This window comes from Klebsiella sp. 141198, assembly GCF_050600785.1.
GTDB classification, from domain to species: Bacteria; Pseudomonadota; Gammaproteobacteria; order Enterobacterales; family Enterobacteriaceae; genus Klebsiella; species Klebsiella aerogenes.
This window is the reverse complement of sequence record NZ_JAQIRM010000003.1, coordinates 694,793-715,942: the sequence shown is the minus strand read 5'-3', so window position 1 is coordinate 715,942 and position 21,150 is coordinate 694,793. Positions and strand designations below refer to the sequence as shown.

The 21,150-nt window shown below is 59.0% G+C and carries 21 protein-coding genes; 11 read left to right on the top strand and 10 right to left on the bottom strand.

The features are described from left to right. Nucleotides 1-77: 77 nt before the first annotated feature. Nucleotides 78-1,157, bottom strand: a complete 1,080-nt coding sequence (gene mltB / locus PGR10_RS13330) for a lytic murein transglycosylase B (protein ID WP_020078114.1) — start codon at nucleotides 1,155-1,157, stop codon at nucleotides 78-80. Nucleotides 1,158-1,433: 276 nt separating this feature from the next. Here mltB and srlA point away from each other — a divergent pair, with 276 nt between their 5' ends. The 7 genes from srlA to gutQ all read left to right on the top strand — a co-directional run bounded on the left by srlA (nucleotide 1,434) and on the right by gutQ (nucleotide 6,416). Then, complete coding sequence (gene srlA / locus PGR10_RS13325) at nucleotides 1,434-1,997, top strand: PTS glucitol/sorbitol transporter subunit IIC (protein WP_087859294.1); 564 nt, start codon at nucleotides 1,434-1,436, stop codon at nucleotides 1,995-1,997. Then, nucleotides 1,994-2,965, top strand: coding sequence for a PTS glucitol/sorbitol transporter subunit IIB (gene srlE / locus PGR10_RS13320; protein ID WP_430923611.1), 972 nt, complete (start codon nucleotides 1,994-1,996; stop codon nucleotides 2,963-2,965). Before srlA ends, srlE begins: the two co-directional genes overlap by 4 nt. A gap of 13 nt (nucleotides 2,966-2,978) precedes the next feature. After that, nucleotides 2,979-3,341: a PTS glucitol/sorbitol transporter subunit IIA gene (gene srlB / locus PGR10_RS13315; RefSeq protein ID WP_113374629.1), complete on the top strand. Its 363-nt coding sequence runs from the start codon at nucleotides 2,979-2,981 to the stop codon at nucleotides 3,339-3,341. Nucleotides 3,342-3,353: 12 nt separating this feature from the next. Continuing rightward, entirely contained in the window at nucleotides 3,354-4,133 is a 780-nt protein-coding gene (srlD, locus tag PGR10_RS13310; RefSeq protein ID WP_213317203.1) for a sorbitol-6-phosphate dehydrogenase, read from the top strand. 124 nt (nucleotides 4,134-4,257) lie between these two features. Then, a complete protein-coding gene (gene gutM / locus PGR10_RS13305) occupies nucleotides 4,258-4,617 on the top strand; it encodes a transcriptional regulator GutM (RefSeq protein WP_430923610.1) in 360 nt (119 codons plus the stop codon). 67 nt (nucleotides 4,618-4,684) lie between these two features. Beyond that, entirely contained in the window at nucleotides 4,685-5,458 is a 774-nt protein-coding gene (gene srlR, locus PGR10_RS13300; RefSeq protein WP_032708956.1) for a glucitol operon DNA-binding transcriptional repressor SrlR, read from the top strand. Further along, on the top strand, nucleotides 5,451-6,416 hold the full coding sequence (gene gutQ, locus PGR10_RS13295) for an arabinose-5-phosphate isomerase GutQ (RefSeq protein ID WP_087859297.1): 966 nt from the start codon (nucleotides 5,451-5,453) through the stop codon (nucleotides 6,414-6,416). Before srlR ends, gutQ begins: the two co-directional genes overlap by 8 nt. Here gutQ and norR read toward each other — a convergent pair. Next, entirely contained in the window at nucleotides 6,379-7,929 is a 1,551-nt protein-coding gene (gene norR / locus PGR10_RS13290; protein ID WP_113374631.1) for a nitric oxide reductase transcriptional regulator NorR, read from the bottom strand. The genes gutQ and norR overlap by 38 nt on opposite strands. Before the next feature lie 187 nt (nucleotides 7,930-8,116). Between norR and norV the strand changes: the two genes are divergently transcribed. Both norV and norW read left to right on the top strand, forming a co-directional pair. Continuing rightward, a complete protein-coding gene (gene norV, locus PGR10_RS13285) occupies nucleotides 8,117-9,565 on the top strand; it encodes an anaerobic nitric oxide reductase flavorubredoxin (protein ID WP_087859300.1) in 1,449 nt (482 codons plus the stop codon). Further along, nucleotides 9,562-10,695 (top strand): NADH:flavorubredoxin reductase NorW, encoded by a 1,134-nt coding sequence (norW, locus tag PGR10_RS13280; protein WP_430923608.1) that lies wholly within the window; start codon nucleotides 9,562-9,564, stop codon nucleotides 10,693-10,695. The genes norV and norW overlap by 4 nt, the downstream gene beginning before the upstream one ends. A 96-nt stretch (nucleotides 10,696-10,791) precedes the next feature. Here the strand turns inward: norW and PGR10_RS13275 are convergent, their stop codons facing one another. The 4 genes from PGR10_RS13275 to PGR10_RS13260 form a co-directional block, all read right to left on the bottom strand. After that, nucleotides 10,792-11,805 carry a HoxN/HupN/NixA family nickel/cobalt transporter gene (locus tag PGR10_RS13275; protein WP_430923607.1) on the bottom strand — a complete coding sequence of 338 codons (1,014 nt, stop codon included), beginning with the start codon at nucleotides 11,803-11,805 and terminating at the stop codon, nucleotides 10,792-10,794. A gap of 1 nt (nucleotide 11,806) precedes the next feature. Next, on the bottom strand, nucleotides 11,807-14,035 hold the full coding sequence (gene hypF, locus PGR10_RS13270) for a carbamoyltransferase HypF (protein WP_430923606.1): 2,229 nt from the start codon (nucleotides 14,033-14,035) through the stop codon (nucleotides 11,807-11,809). Between the two features lie 8 nt (nucleotides 14,036-14,043). Further along, nucleotides 14,044-14,571: an electron transport protein HydN gene (gene hydN, locus PGR10_RS13265; protein ID WP_015370036.1), complete on the bottom strand. Its 528-nt coding sequence runs from the start codon at nucleotides 14,569-14,571 to the stop codon at nucleotides 14,044-14,046. Between the two features lie 134 nt (nucleotides 14,572-14,705). Continuing rightward, nucleotides 14,706-15,719 (bottom strand): LacI family DNA-binding transcriptional regulator, encoded by a 1,014-nt coding sequence (locus PGR10_RS13260; RefSeq protein WP_430923604.1) that lies wholly within the window; start codon nucleotides 15,717-15,719, stop codon nucleotides 14,706-14,708. Between the two features lie 266 nt (nucleotides 15,720-15,985). Between PGR10_RS13260 and ascF the strand changes: the two genes are divergently transcribed. After that, nucleotides 15,986-17,422 carry a PTS cellobiose/arbutin/salicin transporter subunit IIBC gene (ascF, locus tag PGR10_RS13255; protein WP_430923603.1) on the top strand — a complete coding sequence of 479 codons (1,437 nt, stop codon included), beginning with the start codon at nucleotides 15,986-15,988 and terminating at the stop codon, nucleotides 17,420-17,422. Between the two features lie 26 nt (nucleotides 17,423-17,448). Further along, entirely contained in the window at nucleotides 17,449-18,873 is a 1,425-nt protein-coding gene (locus PGR10_RS13250; protein WP_015703258.1) for a 6-phospho-beta-glucosidase, read from the top strand. A gap of 71 nt (nucleotides 18,874-18,944) precedes the next feature. Here the strand turns inward: PGR10_RS13250 and hycI are convergent, their stop codons facing one another. From hycI to PGR10_RS13230, 4 genes are read right to left on the bottom strand one after another with little or no spacing between them, the layout of a single operon-like run. Beyond that, the gene (gene hycI / locus PGR10_RS13245) at nucleotides 18,945-19,436 is read right to left on the bottom strand and encodes a hydrogenase maturation peptidase HycI (RefSeq protein ID WP_411325251.1); all 492 of its coding nucleotides are present in this window, start codon (nucleotides 19,434-19,436) and stop codon (nucleotides 18,945-18,947) included. Continuing rightward, nucleotides 19,429-19,839 (bottom strand): formate hydrogenlyase maturation HycH family protein, encoded by a 411-nt coding sequence (locus tag PGR10_RS13240; RefSeq protein WP_015370031.1) that lies wholly within the window; start codon nucleotides 19,837-19,839, stop codon nucleotides 19,429-19,431. Before PGR10_RS13240 ends, hycI begins: the two co-directional genes overlap by 8 nt. Then, nucleotides 19,836-20,603 (bottom strand): NADH-quinone oxidoreductase subunit B family protein, encoded by a 768-nt coding sequence (locus PGR10_RS13235; protein ID WP_087858548.1) that lies wholly within the window; start codon nucleotides 20,601-20,603, stop codon nucleotides 19,836-19,838. The genes PGR10_RS13240 and PGR10_RS13235 overlap by 4 nt, the downstream gene beginning before the upstream one ends. Beyond that, nucleotides 20,603-21,145, bottom strand: a complete 543-nt coding sequence (locus tag PGR10_RS13230) for a formate hydrogenlyase complex iron-sulfur subunit (protein ID WP_015370029.1) — start codon at nucleotides 21,143-21,145, stop codon at nucleotides 20,603-20,605. The genes PGR10_RS13235 and PGR10_RS13230 overlap by 1 nt, the downstream gene beginning before the upstream one ends. Nucleotides 21,146-21,150 lie beyond the last annotated feature (5 nt).

Sequence of the window (21,150 nt, the reverse complement as noted above, 5' to 3'; positions counted from 1 at the left end):
ATACCAGACCGTAGCCCGGATAAGGCGCTACGCGCCGCCATCCGGGGAACTCGAAATCTGTCGGCTGGATGAAAGGATCAATATCCGCCGCGGGCCTGCGAAACCGCCAGCCCCAGTTGCCAGACAGCCATCGCGTAGTGAGTGCTGTGGTTATAGCGGGTGATAGTGTAGAAGTTCGGCAGGCCATACCAGTACTGGTACCCGGTGCCGATATCCAGCCGCAGCAGGCTGGCCTGCTGATGATTTCCCAGCGGCTGCGTTGGGGTTAACCCCGCCGCCGACAGCTGTGAAACGCTGTATTTGGTTTTAAAGCCGTTATCCAGACCCGGCGCCTGGCCCAGCGCCTGCACCGCGACGGTATCGCCGCTCACCCAACCGTGCTGTTTAAAGTAGTTCGCCACGCTACCGATGGCATCAACCGGATCCCACAGGTTGATATGACCGTCGCCGTTGAAGTCCACCGCGTATTGCTTATACGACGACGGCATAAACTGGCCGTAGCCCATCGCGCCGGCAAAGGAGCCTTTCAGATCCAGCGGGTCATCGCTTTCGCTGCGCGCCATCAGCAGGAAGGTTTCCAGCTCAGAGGAGAAGTATTCCGCGCGACGCGGATAGTTAAACGACAGCGTCGCCAGCGCATCAAGGATGCGCGTTTTGCCCATCACCCGGCCCCAGCGGGTTTCCACGCCGATAATGCCGACGATGATTTCCGGCGGTACGCCGTAGACCTGATACGCGCGGTTCAGCGCGTCCTGATACTGGTTCCAGAACACCACGCCGTTCTGCACGTTATCCGGCGTAATAAACTGTTTCTTATAGCGTAACCAGGCGCCATTTGGCCCGGTCGGCGGCAGCCCGCTCGGCGCCTGGCGATCCATCAGCCGTAGTACGTAGTCCAGGCGCTTGGCCTGCGACAGGATCTCCTGGAGCTGCTGCCTATCGAAGCCGTGTTTCGCCACCATCTTATCGATGAACTGCGCCGCCGCAGGGTTATTGGCGAAATCGCCGCCCATCTGCATCACGTTATGCTGCGGTTCCAGCAAAAAGCCGCCGGTGCCGCTCGCCATCTCCGCTTCCGCGGGGGTCTTAGGTTTGCTGCTGCAGGCAGCGAGAAGTGCACATAAAGGGAGTAAAGCCAGATAGCGACGCTTCAACATGGGAATTCCATTTAACAAAATCGGCAAAGGGTAATTATGGTAAAGCATGCGCCCGCCAACAAGGAAGCGGCAATACATTTGCAGACAAAATAGTCCTTTTTTTGCACGTCTTCCGAGTTCGATCCGCACGTTAATTTTTTCACTCATCGTGCACAAACTTTCAAAATAAAATATTTATCTTTCATTTTGCGATCAATTTAACACTTTTAAACCTTTCAAAGTGATTAAAATCAGCCTCCAGTTAGCAAGAAAAATAACACGCTGAAGGAGAGAACAATGATTGAAATCGTTACCCACGGCGCTGAGTGGTTCATCGGCCTGTTTCAGAAAGGCGGCGAGGTGTTTACCGGTATGGTGACCGGGATCCTGCCGCTGCTGATAAGCCTGCTGGTGATCATGAACGCGCTGATCAACTTTATCGGCCAGCAGCGGATCGAAAAGCTGGCGCAGCGCTGCGCCGGCAACCCGCTTACCCGTTACCTGCTGCTGCCTTGCATCGGTACCTTTGTCTTCTGCAACCCCATGACCTTAAGCCTTGGCCGCTTTATGCCGGAGAAATACAAACCGAGCTACTACGCGGCGGCCTCCTATAGCTGTCATTCGATGAACGGGCTGTTTCCGCACATCAACCCCGGCGAGCTGTTTGTTTATCTCGGCATCGCCAACGGCCTCACCACGCTGGGCCTGCCGCTTGGCCCGCTGGCGGTGAGCTACCTGCTGGTTGGCCTGGTGACCAACTTCTTCCGCGGCTGGATCACCGACCTGACCACCTCTATTTTCGAAAGAAAAATGGCGATTCAACTTGACCAGAAAGTGCATCTGTCAGGAGCGACATCATGACCCGTATTCGTATTGAAAAAGGGACCGGCGGTTGGGGCGGCCCGCTTGAACTCGACGTCATTGAGGGCAAAAAGATTGTCTATATCACCGCAGGCACCCGCCCGGCGATCGTCGATACGCTCGCCAGCCTGACCGGCTGGCAGGCGGTTGATGGATTTAAAGAGGGTGAACCAGCGGAAAGCGAAATTGGCATCGCCATTATTGACTGCGGCGGCACCCTGCGCTGCGGCCTCTACCCGAAGCGCCGTATTCCGACCATCAACATCCACGCCACCGGTAAATCCGGGCCGCTGGCGCAGTACATCGTCGAAGATATTTACGTCTCCGGAGTAAAAGAAGAGAACATCAAACTGCTGGAAGATAGCGGCGAGACGGCAGTGCAACCACTCCCCGCCGCGGGCCGCGATTACGATGCCAGCAAGAAGATTACCGAACAGAGCGACGGCCTGCTGGCTAAGGTCGGGATGGGGATGGGTTCGGTAGTGGCGGTACTGTTCCAGGCCGGACGCGACACCATTGATACGGTGCTGAAAACCATTCTGCCGTTTATGGCCTTCGTCTCGGCGCTGATCGGCATCATCATGGCCTCCGGTATCGGCGACTGGATTGCCCACGGCCTGGCGCCGCTCGCCAGCCATCCGCTGGGGCTGGTGACGCTGGCGCTGATCTGCTCCTTCCCGTTGTTATCGCCGTTTCTCGGCCCCGGCGCGGTGATAGCCCAGGTGATCGGCGTACTGATTGGCGTCCAGATCGGTCTGGGCAACATTCCACCGCATCTCGCCCTACCCGCGCTGTTTGCCATTAATGCCCAGGCCGCCTGCGATTTTATCCCGGTAGGCCTGTCGCTGGCCGAAGCCCGTCAGGAGACGGTACGCGTCGGCGTGCCGTCGGTGCTGGTCAGCCGCTTCCTCACCGGCGCGCCAACCGTGCTGATCGCGTGGTTCGTTTCCGGATTTATTTACCAATAAGAGGTTCCTGAAGATGACCGTCATTTACCACACCACTATTACCCGTATCGGCGCCAGCGCGGCAACGGCGCTGGAAGAACAGATGCTCATTACCTTCCGCGAAGGCGCACCGGCGGATATCGAAGAGTATTGCTTTATTCACAACCACGGTGAGCTATGCGGCGCGCTGCGCCCGGGCGCAGAGCTACAGCTCGGCGATCGGCATTATCCGGTGACCGCCGTCGGCGAGGTCGCCGAGCAAAACCTGCGCGAGCTGGGCCACATCACCCTGCGCTTTGACGGTCATCGTCAGGCGGAGTTTCCCGGAACCGTTCACGTCGCGGGCCCGGTGCCGGACGCCATCGCGACCGGCTGTGTACTGAAATTTGTTGCTTAGAAGGAGAGAAAGATGAATCAGGTTGCTGTTGTCATTGGTGGCGGACAAACCTTAGGAGAGTTTCTGTGCCGCGGTCTGGCCGCCGAGGGCTACCGCGTGGCGGTGGTTGATATCCAAAGTGAAAAAGCCAGCCGCGTCGCCCAGGAGATCAACACTGAATATGGCGAAGGTACGGCATACGGCTTCGGCGCCGACGCCACCAGCGAAGCCAGCGTCACGGCCCTGGCCCACGGCGTAGATGAGATTTTCACGCGCGTCGATCTCCTGGTCTACAGTGCCGGTATCGCTAAGGCCGCGTTTATTAGCGACTTCGCGCTGGGCGATTTTGACCGCTCGCTGCAGGTCAACCTGGTGGGCTATTTCCTCTGCGCCCGCGAGTTCTCACGGCTGATGATCCGCGACGGCATTAAAGGTCGCATCATTCAGATCAACTCGAAATCCGGCAAAGTCGGCAGTAAGCATAACTCAGGCTATAGCGCGGCGAAGTTCGGCGGCGTCGGGCTGACCCAGTCGCTGGCGCTGGATCTGGCGGAATACGGCATTACCGTGCATTCGCTGATGCTCGGCAATCTGTTGAAATCACCGATGTTCCAGTCGCTGCTGCCGCAGTACGCCACCAAGCTCGGCATCGATGAGAGCGAAGTCGAGCAGTACTACATCGATAAGGTGCCGTTGAAACGCGGCTGCGATTACCAGGATGTGCTGAACGTGTTGATGTTCTACGCCAGCCCGCAGGCGTCGTACTGCACCGGGCAGTCGATTAACGTCACCGGCGGCCAGGTGATGTTTTAAAAGGTTCCCGGATGGCGCTGCGCTTATCCGGGCAACAAAACTGTAGGTCGGGCAAGGCGTTAGCCGCCACCCGACAAAAAACGGTACCCGGGTTGTACCCGGCATCACACCTTCAGGAGACATTATGGTTACCGCACTCATTACCGCCGCCGCTATTGCCTGGCTTTGCCAACTGGCGTTCGGCGGCTGGCAGATCCGCCGCTTCAATCGCGCCTTTGATAGCCTTTGCCAGCAGGGCCGCGTTGGCGTAGGCCGTTCCTCCGGACGCTTTAAACCGCGCGCGATTGTCGCTATCGCCGTCGATGAAAACGATCGTATTTGCGATACGCTGTTGATGAAGGGACTCACCGTCTTCGCCAGTCCGCAAAAAATCCCCACGCTTAGCGGTAAACATCTCGAGGAATTGCAGCCTGATGTGATCTTTCCCAATGATCCGCTCTGTCAGAATGCACTATCATTAGCGCTTAATCCGAAACATGCATAATTTCGTTGTGAAAGTTAATATCTTGCGAAATTATCACTTCGAAACTTAAACGCAGGATACAACGCCTATGAAACCACGTCAGCGCCAGGCAGCCATTCTCGAGTACCTGCAATCGCAGGGCAAATGCTCGGTCGAAGAGCTGGCGCAACACTTCGACACCACCGGCACCACTATCCGTAAGGATCTGGTGATACTGGAGAATGCCGGGACCGTCATCCGCACCTACGGCGGCGTAGTGTTAAATAAAGACGAGGCCGACCCGCCTATCGACCACAAGACGCTGATCAACACCCACAAGAAAGCGCAGATTGCCGAGGCCGCCGTGCGATACATCCACGATGGCGATTCAATTATCCTCGACGCCGGCAGCACCGTGCTGCAGATGGTGCCGTTGCTGAGCCGCTTCAATAACATCACGGTGATGACAAACAGCCTGCATATCGTCAACGCGCTTTCCGAGCTCGATAACGAGCAGACCATCCTGATGCCGGGCGGCACCTTCCGTAAAAAATCGGCCTCCTTTCACGGCCAACTGGCGGAAAATGCCTTCGAACAATTCAGCTTCGACAAGCTGTTTATGGGCACCGACGGCATTGATCTGGTCGCGGGCGTCACCACCTTTAACGAGGTCTATACCGTAAGTAAGGCGATGTGTAACGCCGCCCGCGAAGTGATCCTGATGGCCGACTCATCCAAGTTTGGCCGTAAAAGTCCCAACATTGTCTGCGGCCTTGAACGCGTGGATAAATTGATTACCGATGCCGATATTGACCCTGAATTCCAGCGGGCGCTGGAAGCCAAAGGTATTGAAGTCATTATTACTGGAGAACATCATGAGTAACTTTTTGTTAGAGGCCGGACGCCAGACCTTGATGCTTGAGCTGCAGGAGGCGAGCCGCCTGCCGGAACGCCTGGGCGACGACTTCATCCGCGCGGCGGAAACCATCATCCACTGCGAGGGCAAACTGATTGTCTCCGGTATCGGTAAATCCGGCCACATCGGTAAAAAGCTAGCGGCAACCTTCGCCAGCACCGGCACCCCGGCCTTTTTCGTCCATCCGGCGGAAGCCCTGCACGGCGATCTCGGCATGCTCGATAGCCGCGACGTGATGCTGTTTATCTCCTACTCCGGCAGCGCGAAAGAGCTGGATCTCATCGTACCGCGGCTGGAAGAGAAATCCATTCCGCTGCTGGCGATGACCGGCAAATCCACCTCGCCGCTGGCGCTGGCGGCGAAAGCGGTGCTGGATATCGCCGTAGAGCGCGAAGCCTGTCCGATGCATCTGGCGCCGACCTCCAGCACCGTCAACACGCTGATGCTGGGCGACGCGTTGGCGATGGCGGTGATGCAGGCGCGCGGTTTCAATGAAGAAGATTTCGCCCGTTCCCACCCGGCGGGCGCCCTCGGCGCGCGGCTGCTGAACAAAGTGCATCATCTGATGCGCCGCGATGAAGAAGTGCCGCGGGTCAATGCTGACGCCAACGTCATGGACGCCATGCTTGAACTAAGCCGAACCGGGCTCGGCCTGGTGGCGGTCTGCGATGAAGCCAACCGCGTGCAGGGCGTTTTCACCGACGGCGACCTGCGCCGCTGGCTGGTTGCTGGCGGTACGCTCAACGATGGCGTCACTCAGGCGATGACCCGCAACGGCGTGACGCTGCAGGCGGAAAGTCGCGCGGTGGAAGCCAAAGAGCGGTTGATGAAACATAAAATCAGCGCCGCGCCGGTAGTGGATGAAAACGGCCTGCTGGTCGGCGCCATCAACCTGCAGAACTTTTACCAGGCAGGGATCCTTTAAGCCCCAGACGTTTCGCCAGCCGATGCAGGTTGGCGACGTCCAGTTCCAGCGCACGGGCGGTCGCCGCCCAGTTGTGTTGGTTCGCCTCCAGCGCGCGGCTAATCGCTTCTCGCTGAAAAGAGTCGGTCGCCTCGCGCAGATTGACGTTTCCCGTCGCGGGCGCCGCTGCGACCGTCTCAGTCGGCAACATCGGCGCCGCCACCGCAAACTGGAAATGCTGCGGCTCCAGTACCACTTCATCGCCGGCCTGGGTGGCCCGCGCCAGCACCACCGCCCGGTGAATAGCATGCTCCAGTTCGCGCACGTTGCCCGGCCAGGACCACTGCTGCAGCCTGTTTCGCGCCGCCTCAGCCAAAATGACCCGCGCCAGCCCCATCCGCAGGCGGCACTGCTCACAGAAATAGCCCGCCAGCAGCACCACATCGTTTTCCCGTTCGCGTAGCGCCGGAACCGACAGCGGGAAGACGCTCAGCCGATGGTACAGATCGGCGCGAAAGCGCCCTTCCACCACCTCCTGGCGCAGATCGCGGTTCGTCGCCGCCAGCACCCGCACATCGACCCGCAGGCTGCGGTCATCGCCGACGCGCTGAATATCGCCATACTGCAACACGCGCAGCAGCTTCGCCTGCAACGCCAGCGACAGTTCGCCTATTTCATCAAGGAACAGGGTGCCGTTATCAGCCATCTCAAATTTACCGCTGCGGTTGCTGATAGCCCCGGTAAATGCCCCTTTCACATGGCCGAACAGCTCGCTCTCCGCCACGCTTTCCGGCAGCGCCGCGCAGTTGAGATAGACCAGCGGATTGGCGGCTCGCGGCGACCCCTGATGCACCGCCTTCGCCACCAGCTCTTTACCGGTGCCGGTTTCGCCGCTTATCAGCACGTTTAAATCTGATGCGGCGACGATATCGATCTCTTTTTTCAGCTGCAGCATGGGCGCCGACAGGCCGATAATCTCCTGACGCTCAGGCTGCGCGTAATGCACCGGCTGCGCCGGCAGCACGTTTTGCGCTTCAAGACGGGCGATGAGCAGCGCGTTATTCAAGGCGCCAGCCACCAGCGCGGCAATTAGCCGCAGCTCTTCATCGCTAAAGCTATCGAAACGGTCGGCATCCATGCCGTCAAGGGTCAGCGCGCCAATCAGCGTCTGCCCGGCGAACAGCGGCAGGCCAACGCAGGCGTGAACCTTCAGACTCTCATGACCGGGGATCAGCCCGTCGTAGGGGTCAGGCAGATCGCTATCCGCCGGGAAGCGTACCACATCCCCGGCGCGCGCAATCGCCTCAAGCCGCGGGTGTCCTTCCAGGGCAAAGCGCCGACCGAGCACATCCTGCGCCAGGCCATCGATCGCCAGCGGCACAAACTGATGCGCCTCGTAGCGCAGCAGCGCCGAGGCATCGCAGCCGAGAATCTGCCGCAGGGTAGTAATCAGACGCGAAAAACGGTCGGTGTGACCAATATCGCTTTGTAAATCAATGGCGATTCTCGCCAGCTCGTCGACGGAAAAACTCATTGCCGCTCCATTGTCATTTTGACAACACCCATTGTCATATCGACTATTTTAATCATTGTCATTTTGACAGCAACAAAAATCATAAAAAATTAAAAATAGATAATTATCAATGAATTAAAAAGTTGGCACGCAACTTGATATAAGCCAATCAACTGAGTTTAAACACACTGTATTGATTGAGGTTGCTATGTCTATTGCGGTTAAAAATAACATTCTTTGGGTTGGCCAACGCGATTGGGAAGTGCGTGATTTCCACGGCACCGAATATAAAACGCTGCGCGGCAGCAGCTACAACAGCTATCTCATCCGCGAAGAGAAAAACGTGCTGATCGATACCGTCGATCATAAATTCAGCCGCGAGTTCGTGCAGAACCTGCGCAGCGAAATCGATCTGGCTGACCTCGACTACATCGTCATTAACCACGCCGAAGAGGACCATGCCGGCGCGCTGACCGAACTGATGATGCAGATCCCGGATACGCCGATTTACTGCACCGCCAACGCCATCGACTCGATCAACGGCCACCATCATCATCCGGAGTGGAACTTCCACGTGGTGAAAACCGGCGATACTCTCGATATCGGTAATGGTAAACAGCTGATCTTCGTGGAAACGCCGATGCTGCACTGGCCTGACAGCATGATGACCTACCTGACCGGCGACGCGGTGCTGTTCAGCAACGACGCCTTCGGCCAACACTACTGCGACGAACACCTGTTCAACGATGAAGTGGACCAGATTGAACTGTACGAACAGTGCCAGCGCTACTACGCCAACATCCTGACGCCCTTCAGCCGCCTGGTGACGCCGAAAATTACTGAAATCCTCGGCTTCAACCTGCCGGTGGATATGATTGCCACCTCCCACGGCGTGGTCTGGCGCGATAACCCGACGCAAATCGTCGAGAAATATCTCGAGTGGGCGGCGGATTACCAGGAAGATCGCATCACTCTCTTCTACGACACCATGTCCAATAACACCCGCATGATGGCGGACGCCATCGCTCAGGGGATCACTGAAGTCGACCCGCGGGTAGCGGTAAAAATCTTCAACGTCGCCCGCAGCGACAAAAACGACATTCTCACCAATGTTTTCCGCTCGAAAGGCGTGCTGGTGGGCACCTCCACCATGAACAACGTGATGATGCCGAAAATCGCCGGGCTGGTGGAAGAGATGACCGGGCTGCGTTTTCGCAATAAACGCGCCAGCGCCTTTGGCTCACACGGCTGGAGCGGCGGCGCGGTAGACCGTCTGTCCACCCGCCTGCAGGATGCCGGCTTTGAGATGTCGCTGAGCCTGAAAGCCAAATGGCGCCCGGATATCGACGCGCTGGAATTGTGCCGCCAACACGGACGCGACATCGCCCGCCAGTGGGCCCTCTCGCCGCTGCCGGTTGCTGAAGCAGCGACAACGCCGGAACAACAAGACTGCGCCTGCGCCGCCGCCGCGGCCGCCGATCTCGGTCCCATGATGCAGTGCAGCGTGTGCCAGTGGGTCTATGACCCGGCGAAAGGCGAACCTAACCAGGATGTACAGCCGGGTACGTCGTGGAGTGAAGTGCCGGACAATTTCCTCTGCCCTGAGTGTTCTCTTGGCAAAGATGTCTTTGACGTACTGGCGACGGAGGCAAAATGAGTGATGGCATCGTCATCATCGGCTCGGGCTTCGCGGCCCGCCAGCTGGTGAAAAATATCCGTAAGCAGGATACGCAAATCCCGCTGACGTTAATCGCCGCCGATAGCATGGATGAGTACAACAAACCGGACCTCAGCCATGTCATCAGCCGCGGGCAGAAGGCCGACGATCTGACCCTGCAAAGCGCCGGCGAGTTCGCAGAGCAGTACAATCTGCGTCTGTTTCCCCATACCTGGGTAAGCGATATCGACGCCGAAAACCGGTTAGTGAAGAGCCAGGATAACCAGTGGCGCTACGACAAACTGGTGCTGGCCACCGGCGCGACGCCGTTTATCCCGCCGGTGCCGGGACGCGAGCTGATGCTGACGCTGAACAGCCAGCGCGAATATGGCGCAGCGCAGAGCCAGCTGCACGACGCGAAGCGCGTGCTGATCGTCGGCGGCGGCCTGATTGGCTGCGAACTGGCGATGGATTTCTGTCGCGCCGGTAAAGCGGTAACGGTAGTCGATAACTCAGCCAGCGTGCTGGCGGCGCTGATGCCGCCGGAAGCCAGCAGCCGCCTACAGCATCGGCTTACCGAGATGGGCGTACATCTGATGCTCAAAACGCAGCTTGAGAGGTTAGAGCAAACCGCCGACGGCATTCGCGTCAGCCTCGATCGCCAGCGCGCGATAACCGTCGATGCGGTGGTGGCCGCTGCCGGCCTGCGCCCGGAAACGTCGCTGGCGCGCCATGCCGGATTGCAGATTAACCGCGGCGTGGTGGTCAATAACCAACTGCAAACCAGCGACCCGGCGATTTATGCGCTCGGCGACTGTGCGGAAATCAACGGTACGGTACTGCCGTTCCTGCAGCCGATTTTACTCAGCGCCATGTGCCTGAGTAAAAACCTGCTGGCGCAAGCGGGCGAGCTCACATTGCCGCCAATGCTGGTGAAAGTGAAAACACCGGATCTGCCGCTGCATCTGGCCGGCGACACCCGCCGCGACGATCTGACGTGGAATATCGTGGCCACCAAAGAGGGGCTGGTGGCGAAAGGCCTGGATGCCGAAAACCAGCTGCGGGCCTTTGTGGTGAGTGAAGACAAAATGAAGGAAGCCTTTGCGCTGCTCAAGCAACTGGTAAGGTGATGGTTTTCCCGGCTTGCGGCGTAAACGCCTTAGCCGGGCTACGGTATTGTCCTGGTAGCCCGGCTAAGCGCAGCGCAAGCCGGGAAAATAACCAGCCTAGCGCGCCAGATTATCGTAACCGCGCCAGCGATAATTTAGCACCGACAGCGCCCAACAAACGACGAACAGCCCCACCACCACAAACCCGGCATCGCCGAGGTTATCGTTTAACGCCCCTACCCAGCGCCACACCCCGCCGCTTAGGGCGAACTTATCCATTAACAGCCCCAGCGCCTCCAGGCCGCCGATAAACAGCGCCACCACCACCGAGGTACCGGTGATGGTCATATTGTAATAGAGCTTGCGCTGCGGCTTGCTGAACGCCCAACCGTAGGCGCCGACCATCAGCACATTATCAAGCGTATCCACCAGCGCCATACCGCTGGCGAACAGCGCCGGGAAGACCATTATCGACCAAATCGAAATGCCGCTCGACGCGCCGGCGGCGGAAATACCCAGCACGCCGATTTCGGTGGCGGTATCAAAGCCAAGACCGAACAAAAAGCCCACCAGGTACATCTGCCAGCTGCGGCTTATCAGACGGAAGGTCTTGCCAAACAGCCAGCTCATCATACCGCCGCCGCTAACGATTTCGTCGCTGACCTTTTCACCGCGCTTCCATGCCTGGAAGCTGCGCCACACGCTGCGCAAAATCACCAGATTGACCAGCGCCATTGCCAGCAGAAACAGCGCCGATACCGCAGTGCCAATCACGCTGCCGGTTTCGTGTAGCCAGCTCATCTGCTGACTGAAGGCGGTGGCCGTCGCGGCGATCGCCGCCGACGCCAGCACCACGATCGACGAATGCCCTAGCGAGAACCACGCCCCGACGCCAAACGGCCGCCGCCCCTGCTGCATCATCTTGCGGGTGACGTTATCAATCGCCGCAATATGGTCGGCGTCGACCGCATGGCGCAGGCCGTAACCCCAGGCCAGCAGACTGGCGGCCATCAATGCCCCGCTATCGCCAAACGCCTGAAACGCCCATAGCCAGGCCAGGGCGTTCGCGGTGATAAGTCCCAATACCAGCGCCGCCGCACGCGGCTGTTGGCGTAAAATCATCGTTATCATCTTAAATCCTTTGAGACTGCCAGCGGGCGGCGGCCACCACCGCCTGACCGTAGGCGATCGCGCCATCGCCAGCAGGAAGCTGCTGCGGCAAAAGCAAAGTAAAATCAGAGAGGTAATCACTGAGGCGGGCGGCGAGCAGCTGATTATGCAGTACGCCGCCGCTACAAACGATCGTCGCTATCCCGCGGGAAGCGGCGCGGTCGCGCGCCAGCGCCGCCAGCCCGCAGGCCAGCGCATCATGAAAGGCCCAGGCTTTCTGCGCGGGCGTCGCCTGCCAGCGCAACCACTGTCGCCAGAAGGTGGCTAAATCCAGCTCGCCGCCGCGCCAGGGCAGCGTGACCGGATGGCTGACGCCCGGACAACTGGCGGCCAGCGCCTCCAGCCGACAGGCCGCCTCGCCTTCGTAGCTCAGGCTCTCCGGCGCGCAATCCAGCGCGCAGGCGACGGCATCAAACAGCCGTCCGCAGGAAGAGGCGCGCGGCGAATTAATGCCGCGTTCGATGGCCTGCGCCAACAGCGGCCAGTTTCGCTGCCCCAGCGCGGCGGTTTGCGGGTATGACTGCCAGTCGGGAATAAATGCCAGGCACTGGGCCAACAAATTTCGCCACGGCTGGCGCGCCGCCAGATCGCCGCCCGGCAGAGCCACGGCCGGGAGGCCGCCAAGATGTTCGCATTCGCGGTAGTTCACCCGCAGGCATTCGCCGCCCCACAGCGCGCCGTTTTCCCCCATGCCAATGCCATCAAGGGTCAGGGCAATCACATCGCCGCCGTCGAGCGGCCAGCGGTGTTCTGCCAGGCAAGCCGCCGCGTGGGCATGGTGATGCAGTACCGGCTCGACCGGTAACGACATTGACGCCGCCCACTGTGTCGAGCGATAGCCGGGATGGGCGTCAACCGCCACCCGCTGCGGCGCAAATGCATAAATACTCTGCATTAACTGCAGCGCACTGCGCCACTGTTGCTCGACGCCCTCCTCGCCGAGATCGCCAAAATGCTGGCTCAGCACCGCCTCGTCGCCGCGCGCCAGACAGAAGGTATTTTTCATATCCGCCCCCAGCGCCAGCAGCGGCGGAATATTATCCAGGCCCGGCGGCAGCGGCAGCGCATCCGGCACATAGCCACGGGCGCGGCGCAGCATCTCACCGCTTGAGCGCACCAGCGAATCGTCCATACGCTGCACGATATCGCGATTATGTAGCAGAAAACCGTCGGCGATATCGGCTAAGTCGGTGAGCGCTTCGCGATTACTCAATGCCGGAGGGCGGCCGCTGAGGTTGCCGGAGGTCATCACTATCGGGCGCGCCAGCGCCTGCAGAAGTAAATGCTGCAGCGGATTAGACGGCAGCATCACCCCAACTTCCGCAAGCCCTGGCGCAATCTCGTCACACAGGCCGGGAACCTGCGCTTTAGCCAGCAATACAATCGGCGCGGCGGGCGAGCGCAGCTGCGTTGCCGCCGCGGCGGGTAATCCCGTGGCCGTCGGCAGCATTACCGCCAGCGGTTTTGCCGGGCGCCGTTTTCGCGCGCGCAGCGCTGCCACCGCCACGCTATTGCCGGCATCGCAGGCCAGATGAAAACCGCCAATCCCTTTTATCGCCACAATATCGCCCGCAGCCAGCCGCGCGATGGCCTCCTGCAGCGCCGCTTCAGCGAATAGCGTTAGCGTTCCCGCCCGCCACTCCAGCTGTGGGCCGCAATCGGCACAGGCCACCGGCTGGGCGTGAAAACGGCGATCGGCAGGCTCCCGGTACTCAGCAGCGCAGCGCGGACAAAGTGGGAACGGCGCCATCGCCGTAAAGGGACGATCGTATGGCATGGCGCGAATAATGGTGAAGCGCGGCCCGCAGTGGGTACAGTTGATAAAGGGGTAACGGTAACGGCGTTCTTGCGGATCGTTCATCTCCGCCAGGCACGCCGGGCAGGTTGCGGCATCGGGAACAATCTGCGTGCGCATACTGCCGCCGCCGCTGTGGCGAATGGTGAAATCCTGAGGAAGCTTATGCCAGTGAAACGGGGTGCAGTCGGTGCTGTCAATACGCGCCAGCGGCGGGCAGTGACGGGCCAACGCGGCAGTAAAACCACCGTCGTCGCCGGTCAGTCTGACCAGCACGCCGTCGCCGTCGTTACAGACATCGCCGCCGCGCGCCATTTGTCGCGCCAGTTGCCAGACAAAGGGGCGGAAACCCACCCCCTGCACTTTGCCGCGAATGCGGATTTGCACCCCGTTCATGCGGCGTATTACCAGGCCAGCGCCGTACGGCGACGTTTTTCGAGGTTCATCTGCTCAAGCTTGTTGCGGTCGACGCAAACCAGCGCGTGCGTCGGGCAGGCTTCAATGCAGGCCGGACCGCTATCGCGCTGGTGGCACAGGTCGCACTTGTTGGCTTCGGCTTTTTCCGCCATGACGTTCAACCCGGCGCCGCTGTGGCGAACGACCGGGCGCACCACCACTTCCATCGCCCCATACGGACAGGCCACGACGCAGGTTTTACAGCCGATGCAGCGCTCCTGCATCACGTGGACAAAGCCTTTATCGCGGCTGATGGCGCCGTTCGGGCAGACGTTGGCGCATGGCGCGTCTTCACATTGACGACAGGCCGTCGCCGTCGACACATTGACACCTTTGATCACGTGAATACGCGGCAGGAACGACTGCGGCGTCAGCGCGGCGCAATCCTGATTTTCCTGATGAGAGACCACGCAGGCCACTTCACAGGTGCGGCAGCCGATGCATTTGCTCGCATCGGCGATAATGAAACGGTTCATCCATTTCTCCAGCGGAAAGAAGTTAACGCGCCGGATTATGCATAATACGTTCCAACTTTTATTTCATTGAAATTTAAGGGAATTAAATTAACAGCAGCTGTCATCGTCACAACTGACGATGACAGCTGACGACATCAGACATGCGGGCCACGCGCCAACGACTCGCGTTCAATCAGCTCGCCGGGGAAAGTTTGCTGATATTTAAATTCCCCGCCATCGAGCATAAAGATCAGCCTGTTGATGCTCTCTTTCATCATTTCGGTGACCGGAATTTTAACGCTGGAGAGCGAGGGGATCACATACGGCGCCAGCGCGATGTCATCGAAACCGATCACCGATACCTGCTGCGGCACCGCGATCCCCTGCTGGTGCAGTTGCTTAATCGCACCGATCGCCATGTCGTCATTACTGGCGACCAGCGCGCTGAAACTGACGCCGCGTTGGCTGAGCGCTTCGACAGCGGCGGCGCCGGTGTGCGGCGTCCAGCGCCCTTCAACGATCAGTTCTTGCCGCACGGGAAGCCCCTGGCCTGCCAGCGCGTCTTTATAACCAGAGAGACGCTCAACCCCGGTAGGCGAATCCAGCGAACCGGTGATAAACGCAATGTCGCGATGACCGCTGGTAATTAACTTTTCAACCGCCATCCGCGCCGAGGCTTTGTGATCGGACCATACGCAGTGGCTGGCGTGGCGGCGCAGGCGACGGTTCAGCACCACGATCGGCTGCTCATGATTGTCGATGATCTCATCCATTTCATCGACGCTTAGAAAGCGCGGATAGATGATGATCGCATCACAGCGCAGGTCGAGCAGATACTGAATCGCCTCGCGCTCCTCTTGCGCGCTGTGTTTGCCGTCGGCAAGGATCAGCTGCCGCCCCTGATCTTCCGTCAGCCGCGCCACGTGAAACAGCAGCTCGCTGAAATAGACGCCGTGATAAAGGGTGTTGGTTACCACCAGCCCGATGGTCTGGCTTTTTTTGGTCGCCAGATTGCGCGCCAGCAGATTCGGCCGATAGCCGCTTTCGGCAATTGCCTGAAACACCCGGTCTTTGGTCTCCTGGCTAACATAGCCATTGCCCGACAGCACCCGCGACACGGTCGCCTTTGATACTCCCGCGCGCTTCGCAACCTCCAGCATCGTTGCCATGGGGTTCTTCCTGTAACTTAAGTTGCCTGCAGTGTACTGCACGTCTCGCCGTTTTTCAGCAGCCGACATCACCGGGATGCTTTCCAGTCGCTGCCTACAAAGCGATCAAAATCACAAATTTGCAAAGTGATTTTTTTAATTCTTGTATGACTCAACGAAACTCATCATGATTTTGTGGAACCGGTTTCCTATGCATATACCGCGCATAGCCGCCGTCAGGCGCTGGCGTGTAATCAGTACCCTATTGATAAACAGGATAAAATCCGATGTCTAAAAATTATGCAGCCCTGGCGAACCAGATCCTGACGGCGATCGGCGGCGCAGACAACGTCGTTGCCGTAACCCACTGCATGACCCGCCTGCGCTTTGTGGTGAAAGATAACCAACGCGTGGACGCCCCGGCGCTGAAAGCGCTGCAAGGGGTACTTGGCGTCGTGCGTAGCGATAACCAGTGCCAGGTGATCATCGGCAATACCGTATCGCAGGCGTATCGCGAAGTGCTGAATCTGCTGCCCGGCGAGTTGCGCCCGGCTGAGCCGCAGGGGAAACCGCCGCTGACCTTAAAACGCATCGGCGCCGGGATCCTTGATGCGCTGATCGGCACCATGTCGCCGCTGATCCCGGCGATTATTGGCGGATCGATGGTCAAACTGCTGGCGATGATCCTGGAAATGAGCGACGCGTTGCCAAAAGGCTCGCCGACGCTGACCATTCTGACGCTTATCGGCGACGGCGCGTTCTTCTTCCTGCCGCTGATGGTTGCCGCTTCCGCGGCGGTAAAATTCAAAACCAATATGTCGCTGGCTATCGCCATCGCCGGGGTGCTGGTGCATCCGGGGTTCATCGAATTAATGGCCAAAGCCGCGCAGGGTGAGCACGTTGAGTTCGCCTTCATTCCGGTTACCGCCGTGAAATACACCTACACGGTGATCCCGGCGCTGGTGATGACCTGGTGTCTCTCTTATATCGAGCGCTGGGTCGATCGCATCACCCCGGCGGTGACAAAAAACTTCCTTAAACCGATGCTGATCGTGCTTATTGCCGCGCCGCTGGCGATCCTGCTGATTGGCCCGCTCGGCATCTGGATCGGCAGCGCGATCTCCGCGCTGGTGTACACGATCCATAGCTATCTCGGCTGGCTGTCGGTGGCGATCATGGGCGGACTCTGGCCGCTGCTGGTGATGACCGGGATGCACCGCGTCTTTACGCCAACCATCATTCAGACCATCGCCGAAACCGGCAAAGAGGGCATGGTGATGCCATCGGAAATCGGCGCCAACCTGTCGCTGGGCGGCTCGTCGCTGGCGGTGGCGTGGAAAACCAAAAACCCGGAGCTGCGCCAGACCGCATTAGCGGCGGCGGCATCGGCGATTCTGGCCGGGATTTCCGAACCGGCGCTGTACGGCGTGGCGGTACGTCTGAAACGCCCGCTGGTCGCCAGCTTAATCAGCGGCTTTATTTGCGGGGCGGTGGCGGGGATCGCCGGGCTGGCCAGCCATTCGATGGCGGCGCCGGGGCTGTTCACCAGCGTCCAGTTTTTCGATCCGGCCAATCCGATGACTATCGTTTGGGTCTTTGGCGTGATGGCGCTGTCGGTGGCGCTCTCCTTTGCGCTGACGCTGCTGCTCGGTTTTGAAGATATCCCGGTAGAAAATGCCGCCGCCGACGCCAGACAGCGCCAGGGCGCGGCCACTCACGCCTGAACACTTTTTTGAACGCGAGGTAACGCATGTCGAGTTTTCCACACGGATTTTTATGGGGCGGCGCTCTGGCCGCTAACCAGTCTGAAGGCGCTTATCTTGAGGGCGGCAAAGGGCTGACAACCGTTGATACTATTCCGCACGGCGCCCATCGCCTGGCGGTGAAGCTGGGCCAGGAGAAGCGCTTTACGCTTCGCGAAGATGAATTCTACCCAAGCCACGTGGCGATTGATTTTTACCATCGCTATAAAGAGGATATCGCCCTGATGGCGGAGATGGGGTTTAGCGTCTTCCGCACCTCTATCGCCTGGAGCCGACTGTTCCCGCGCGGTGATGAACAACAGCCAAACCCGGAAGGTATCGCCTTCTATCGTGCGATGTTTGAAGAGTGCAGAAAGTACGGGATCGAACCGCTGGTCACCCTGTGCCACTTTGATGTCCCGATGCATCTGGTGACGGAATATGGCTCCTGGCGTAACCGGAAGATGGTCGATTTTTTCAGCCACTATGCGCGCACCTGTTTTGAAGCGTTTGACGGACTGGTGAAATACTGGCTCACCTTCAATGAAATCAACATTATGCTGCATAGTCCCTACTCCGGCGCCGGTCTGGTGTTTGAGGAAGGAGAAAATCAGGAACAGGTGAAATACCAGGCCGCGCATCACGAGCTGGTGGCCAGCGCGCTGGCGACAAAAATCGCCCATCAGGTTAACCCGCAAAACCAGGTCGGCTGCATGCTGGCGGGCGGTAATTTCTACCCGTATTCCTGTAAGCCGGAAGATGTCTGGATGGCGCTGGAAAAAGATCGTGAAAACCTGTTCTTTATCGATGTGCAGGCACGCGGCGCGTATCCGGTGTGGGCCGCGCGGGTATTCCGCGAGAAAGGCGTCACTATTGCCAAACAGCCAGGCGACGACGAAATCCTCAAAAACACCGTTGATTTTGTCTCCTTTAGCTATTACGCCTCGCGCTGCGCGTCAGCGGAGATGAACGCCAGCAATACCAACGCCGCCAATATCGTCAAGTCGCTGAAGAATCCGTACATTGCGGCCAGCGAATGGGGCTGGGGCATCGATCCGCTCGGCCTGCGCATCACCATGAACATGATGTATGACCGCTATCAGAAACCGCTATTCCTCGTGGAAAACGGGCTCGGCGCGCGCGATGAAATTGACGCCAACGGCGAAATCAACGACGACTACCGCATTAGCTATCTGCGCGAGCATATCAAGGCGATGCGCGACGCCATCGATGACGGCATTCCGGTCATCGGCTATACCAGCTGGGGCTGTATCGATTTGGTATCCGCCTCCACCGGCGAGATGAGCAAGCGCTACGGTTTCGTGTATGTCGATCGCGACGATGCCGGTAACGGCACGCTTGCGCGCAAGCGCAAGAAATCGTTCTGGTGGTATAAGAAGGTCATCGCCAGCAACGGGGCGGATCTGGAGTAGTCGGTATTGCCGGGTGGCGGCTTACGCCTTACCCGGCCTACGGTCCGTACTATTTATAGCCCTGCGAAGCATTAGCGCAAGCCGGGGAACGCCTGTTCCTCGGCCGCTTCCAGCGCGGCAAAACCGCCCTGCCCCTGCCAGCCATCAAGCCGCGCGTATACCGTCGCGACGGCATCCTTAACAGGCTGAGTCATCGGGTAATAGAAACCGACTATATCGGGCTGAATGCCCACAAAAATCACCTCGCCAATATCCTCTTTTAACTGATCGATAAGATAGTTAAGCGGCATATTGTGGGTGGTCATCATAAACATGTCGGCGATATCGTCCGGGTCGACAATGCGAATTTCGCCAGGGTTGAGCCCCATATCGGTTGCATCGACGATCAGTAGCCGGGTCGGGCGCAGTTCGCGGATGGCGACGATATCGTTTTCCGGCGCGCTGCCGCCGTCAATCACCACCCAGCCGCCGACCGGATTGGCCGCGCACATTTCCGCCAGCAGCGGGCCTGCGCCGTCATCGCCCATCATGCTGTTGCCGACACACAGTAAAACGTCAGTCACGTAGTCTCCTCACCATCAGATAGATGGCGCTTTCCTGGTGAATATCGTGCAGCATGCTGAGCAGGGTTTTACTCCATGCCTGCTGCTGCGGGGTCTGCGCGGACTGCGCTTTATCAAAGGCGTTAGCCAGCATCGCCACGTGATTGCTGTCGATAACAATCTCGCCATACTTCGGCACGCCTTCCATTTTACGCCGCGCGGCGCTGCCCGCCTCCAGCGTGCCAATCCACGCCAGATAGTCCTCCCACGGGCAGCTTAACGCCGCTTCCAGGCAGTCAATGACGCCGAGGTGGTGGCCAATCGCCAGGCTGTAATAGACCACCTGCTGCGCCTGATCCGGCGTCGCGTCGTTCTCATCAATAAATTTACGGCTCAGCTGACTGAACACCACCGTCTCGCTCATCGGATACGCGCCCCCTCGACCACCTGATTCAGGTGCGTGACGATCTCGGTCAGACGCGGATCTTTCTCCGCCTCCAGCCAGCGCAGTACCTGGTTATCGCCCTGCCCCAGTAGACGCATATAGTCGTCGGCAATCTGGCGACCATAGCGATAGCCGGCCAGACGGCGCGCTTCGCGATCGATACGCACCCGCAGCGGCTGCACCATGTTGGGATGCAGCAATTCGGTTGGCTGTTCGTCAAGCTCGCCCGGCAGGCGAGCGTGGATTTTTTGCTCCAGCAGACCAAGCGCCATCGCAAAACCGTACAGCGTGGCGGCAGGCGTCGGCGGACAACCCGGAATATAGACGTCGACCGGCACGATTTTGTCGGTGCCGCCCCATACGCAGTACAGATCGTGGAAGATACCGCCGCTGTTGCCGCAGGCGCCGTAAGAGATGCAGATTTTCGGATCCGGCGCCGATTGCCAGGCGCGCAGCGCCGGCGAACGCATCGCGCGGGTCACCGCGCCGGTGAACAGCAGAATATCGGCATGGCGCGGCGACGGCACTACTTTAATTCCGAAGCGTTCGGCATCGAATAGCGGCGAAAGGGTGGCGAAAATCTCGATTTCACAGCCGTTACAGCCGCCGCAGTCGACGCGATAAACGTAGGCGGAACGTTTGATTTTTTTCAGCAGCGAGGCCTTCATGCTGGCGATGGATTCCTCCACCGTCATCGGCAGCGGAATGCCGTTTTCATCGCGCGGGCCTAATAAATTGCTCATCAGCTGGCCTCCCTCATGTGGCGAGTCAGTTCAATACGATCGGATGGCACCAGGCATTTCTGACGCTTGCATTCCGGGCAGGTCTCAAAGCTTTCGCGGTGCAATTCGGCGCGGGTATCGCCGTTGTGCTTAAGCAGCGCGATAGCGTAGTCGATCTCTTTTTGTACCGCGAAAGGCCGTTCGCAGACCCGACAGTGGCAGATGGCAAAGCGCGATTGCTGGAGGAAATCCTCTTTTTTCCACACCGCCAGCTCATACTCCTGCGACAGCTTAATCGCCGCCGTCGGGCAAACTTCTTCACAGCGGCCGCAGAAAATGCAGCGCCCGAGGTTGAACTGCCACGCCAACTGGTTAGTCGCCAGATCGGTCTCTACCGTCAGGGCGTTAGACGGACACGCATTCACGCAGGCCGCGCAGCCGATGCACTGCTGCGGATTGTGTTCCGGTTTGCCGCGGAAGTTCTTATCCACCGGCATCGGCTCCAGCGGATAGGAGTGGGTCGCGGTGCCGGTCTTGATGACTTTTTTGATAAAGGTAAACATGGCGA

Bases quoted from the DNA above. Each gene is read 5' to 3' on its own strand.
- mltB (WP_020078114.1), bottom strand. From the start codon at position 1,157: ATGTTGAAGCGTCGCTATCTGGCTTTACTCCCTTTATGTGCACTTCTC.
- srlA (WP_087859294.1), top strand. From the start codon at position 1,434: ATGATTGAAATCGTTACCCACGGCGCTGAGTGGTTCATCGGCCTGTTT.
- srlE (WP_430923611.1), top strand. From the start codon at position 1,994: ATGACCCGTATTCGTATTGAAAAAGGGACCGGCGGTTGGGGCGGCCCG.
- srlB (WP_113374629.1), top strand. From the start codon at position 2,979: ATGACCGTCATTTACCACACCACTATTACCCGTATCGGCGCCAGCGCG.
- srlD (WP_213317203.1), top strand. From the start codon at position 3,354: ATGAATCAGGTTGCTGTTGTCATTGGTGGCGGACAAACCTTAGGAGAG.
- gutM (WP_430923610.1), top strand. From the start codon at position 4,258: ATGGTTACCGCACTCATTACCGCCGCCGCTATTGCCTGGCTTTGCCAA.
- srlR (WP_032708956.1), top strand. From the start codon at position 4,685: ATGAAACCACGTCAGCGCCAGGCAGCCATTCTCGAGTACCTGCAATCG.
- gutQ (WP_087859297.1), top strand. From the start codon at position 5,451: ATGAGTAACTTTTTGTTAGAGGCCGGACGCCAGACCTTGATGCTTGAG.
- norR (WP_113374631.1), bottom strand. From the start codon at position 7,929: ATGAGTTTTTCCGTCGACGAGCTGGCGAGAATCGCCATTGATTTACAA.
- norV (WP_087859300.1), top strand. From the start codon at position 8,117: ATGTCTATTGCGGTTAAAAATAACATTCTTTGGGTTGGCCAACGCGAT.
- norW (WP_430923608.1), top strand. From the start codon at position 9,562: ATGAGTGATGGCATCGTCATCATCGGCTCGGGCTTCGCGGCCCGCCAG.
- PGR10_RS13275 (WP_430923607.1), bottom strand. From the start codon at position 11,805: ATGATAACGATGATTTTACGCCAACAGCCGCGTGCGGCGGCGCTGGTA.
- hypF (WP_430923606.1), bottom strand. From the start codon at position 14,035: ATGAACGGGGTGCAAATCCGCATTCGCGGCAAAGTGCAGGGGGTGGGT.
- hydN (WP_015370036.1), bottom strand. From the start codon at position 14,571: ATGAACCGTTTCATTATCGCCGATGCGAGCAAATGCATCGGCTGCCGC.
- PGR10_RS13260 (WP_430923604.1), bottom strand. From the start codon at position 15,719: ATGGCAACGATGCTGGAGGTTGCGAAGCGCGCGGGAGTATCAAAGGCG.
- ascF (WP_430923603.1), top strand. From the start codon at position 15,986: ATGTCTAAAAATTATGCAGCCCTGGCGAACCAGATCCTGACGGCGATC.
- PGR10_RS13250 (WP_015703258.1), top strand. From the start codon at position 17,449: ATGTCGAGTTTTCCACACGGATTTTTATGGGGCGGCGCTCTGGCCGCT.
- PGR10_RS13240 (WP_015370031.1), bottom strand. From the start codon at position 19,839: ATGAGCGAGACGGTGGTGTTCAGTCAGCTGAGCCGTAAATTTATTGAT.
- PGR10_RS13235 (WP_087858548.1), bottom strand. From the start codon at position 20,603: ATGAGCAATTTATTAGGCCCGCGCGATGAAAACGGCATTCCGCTGCCG.
- PGR10_RS13230 (WP_015370029.1), bottom strand. From the start codon at position 21,145: ATGTTTACCTTTATCAAAAAAGTCATCAAGACCGGCACCGCGACCCAC.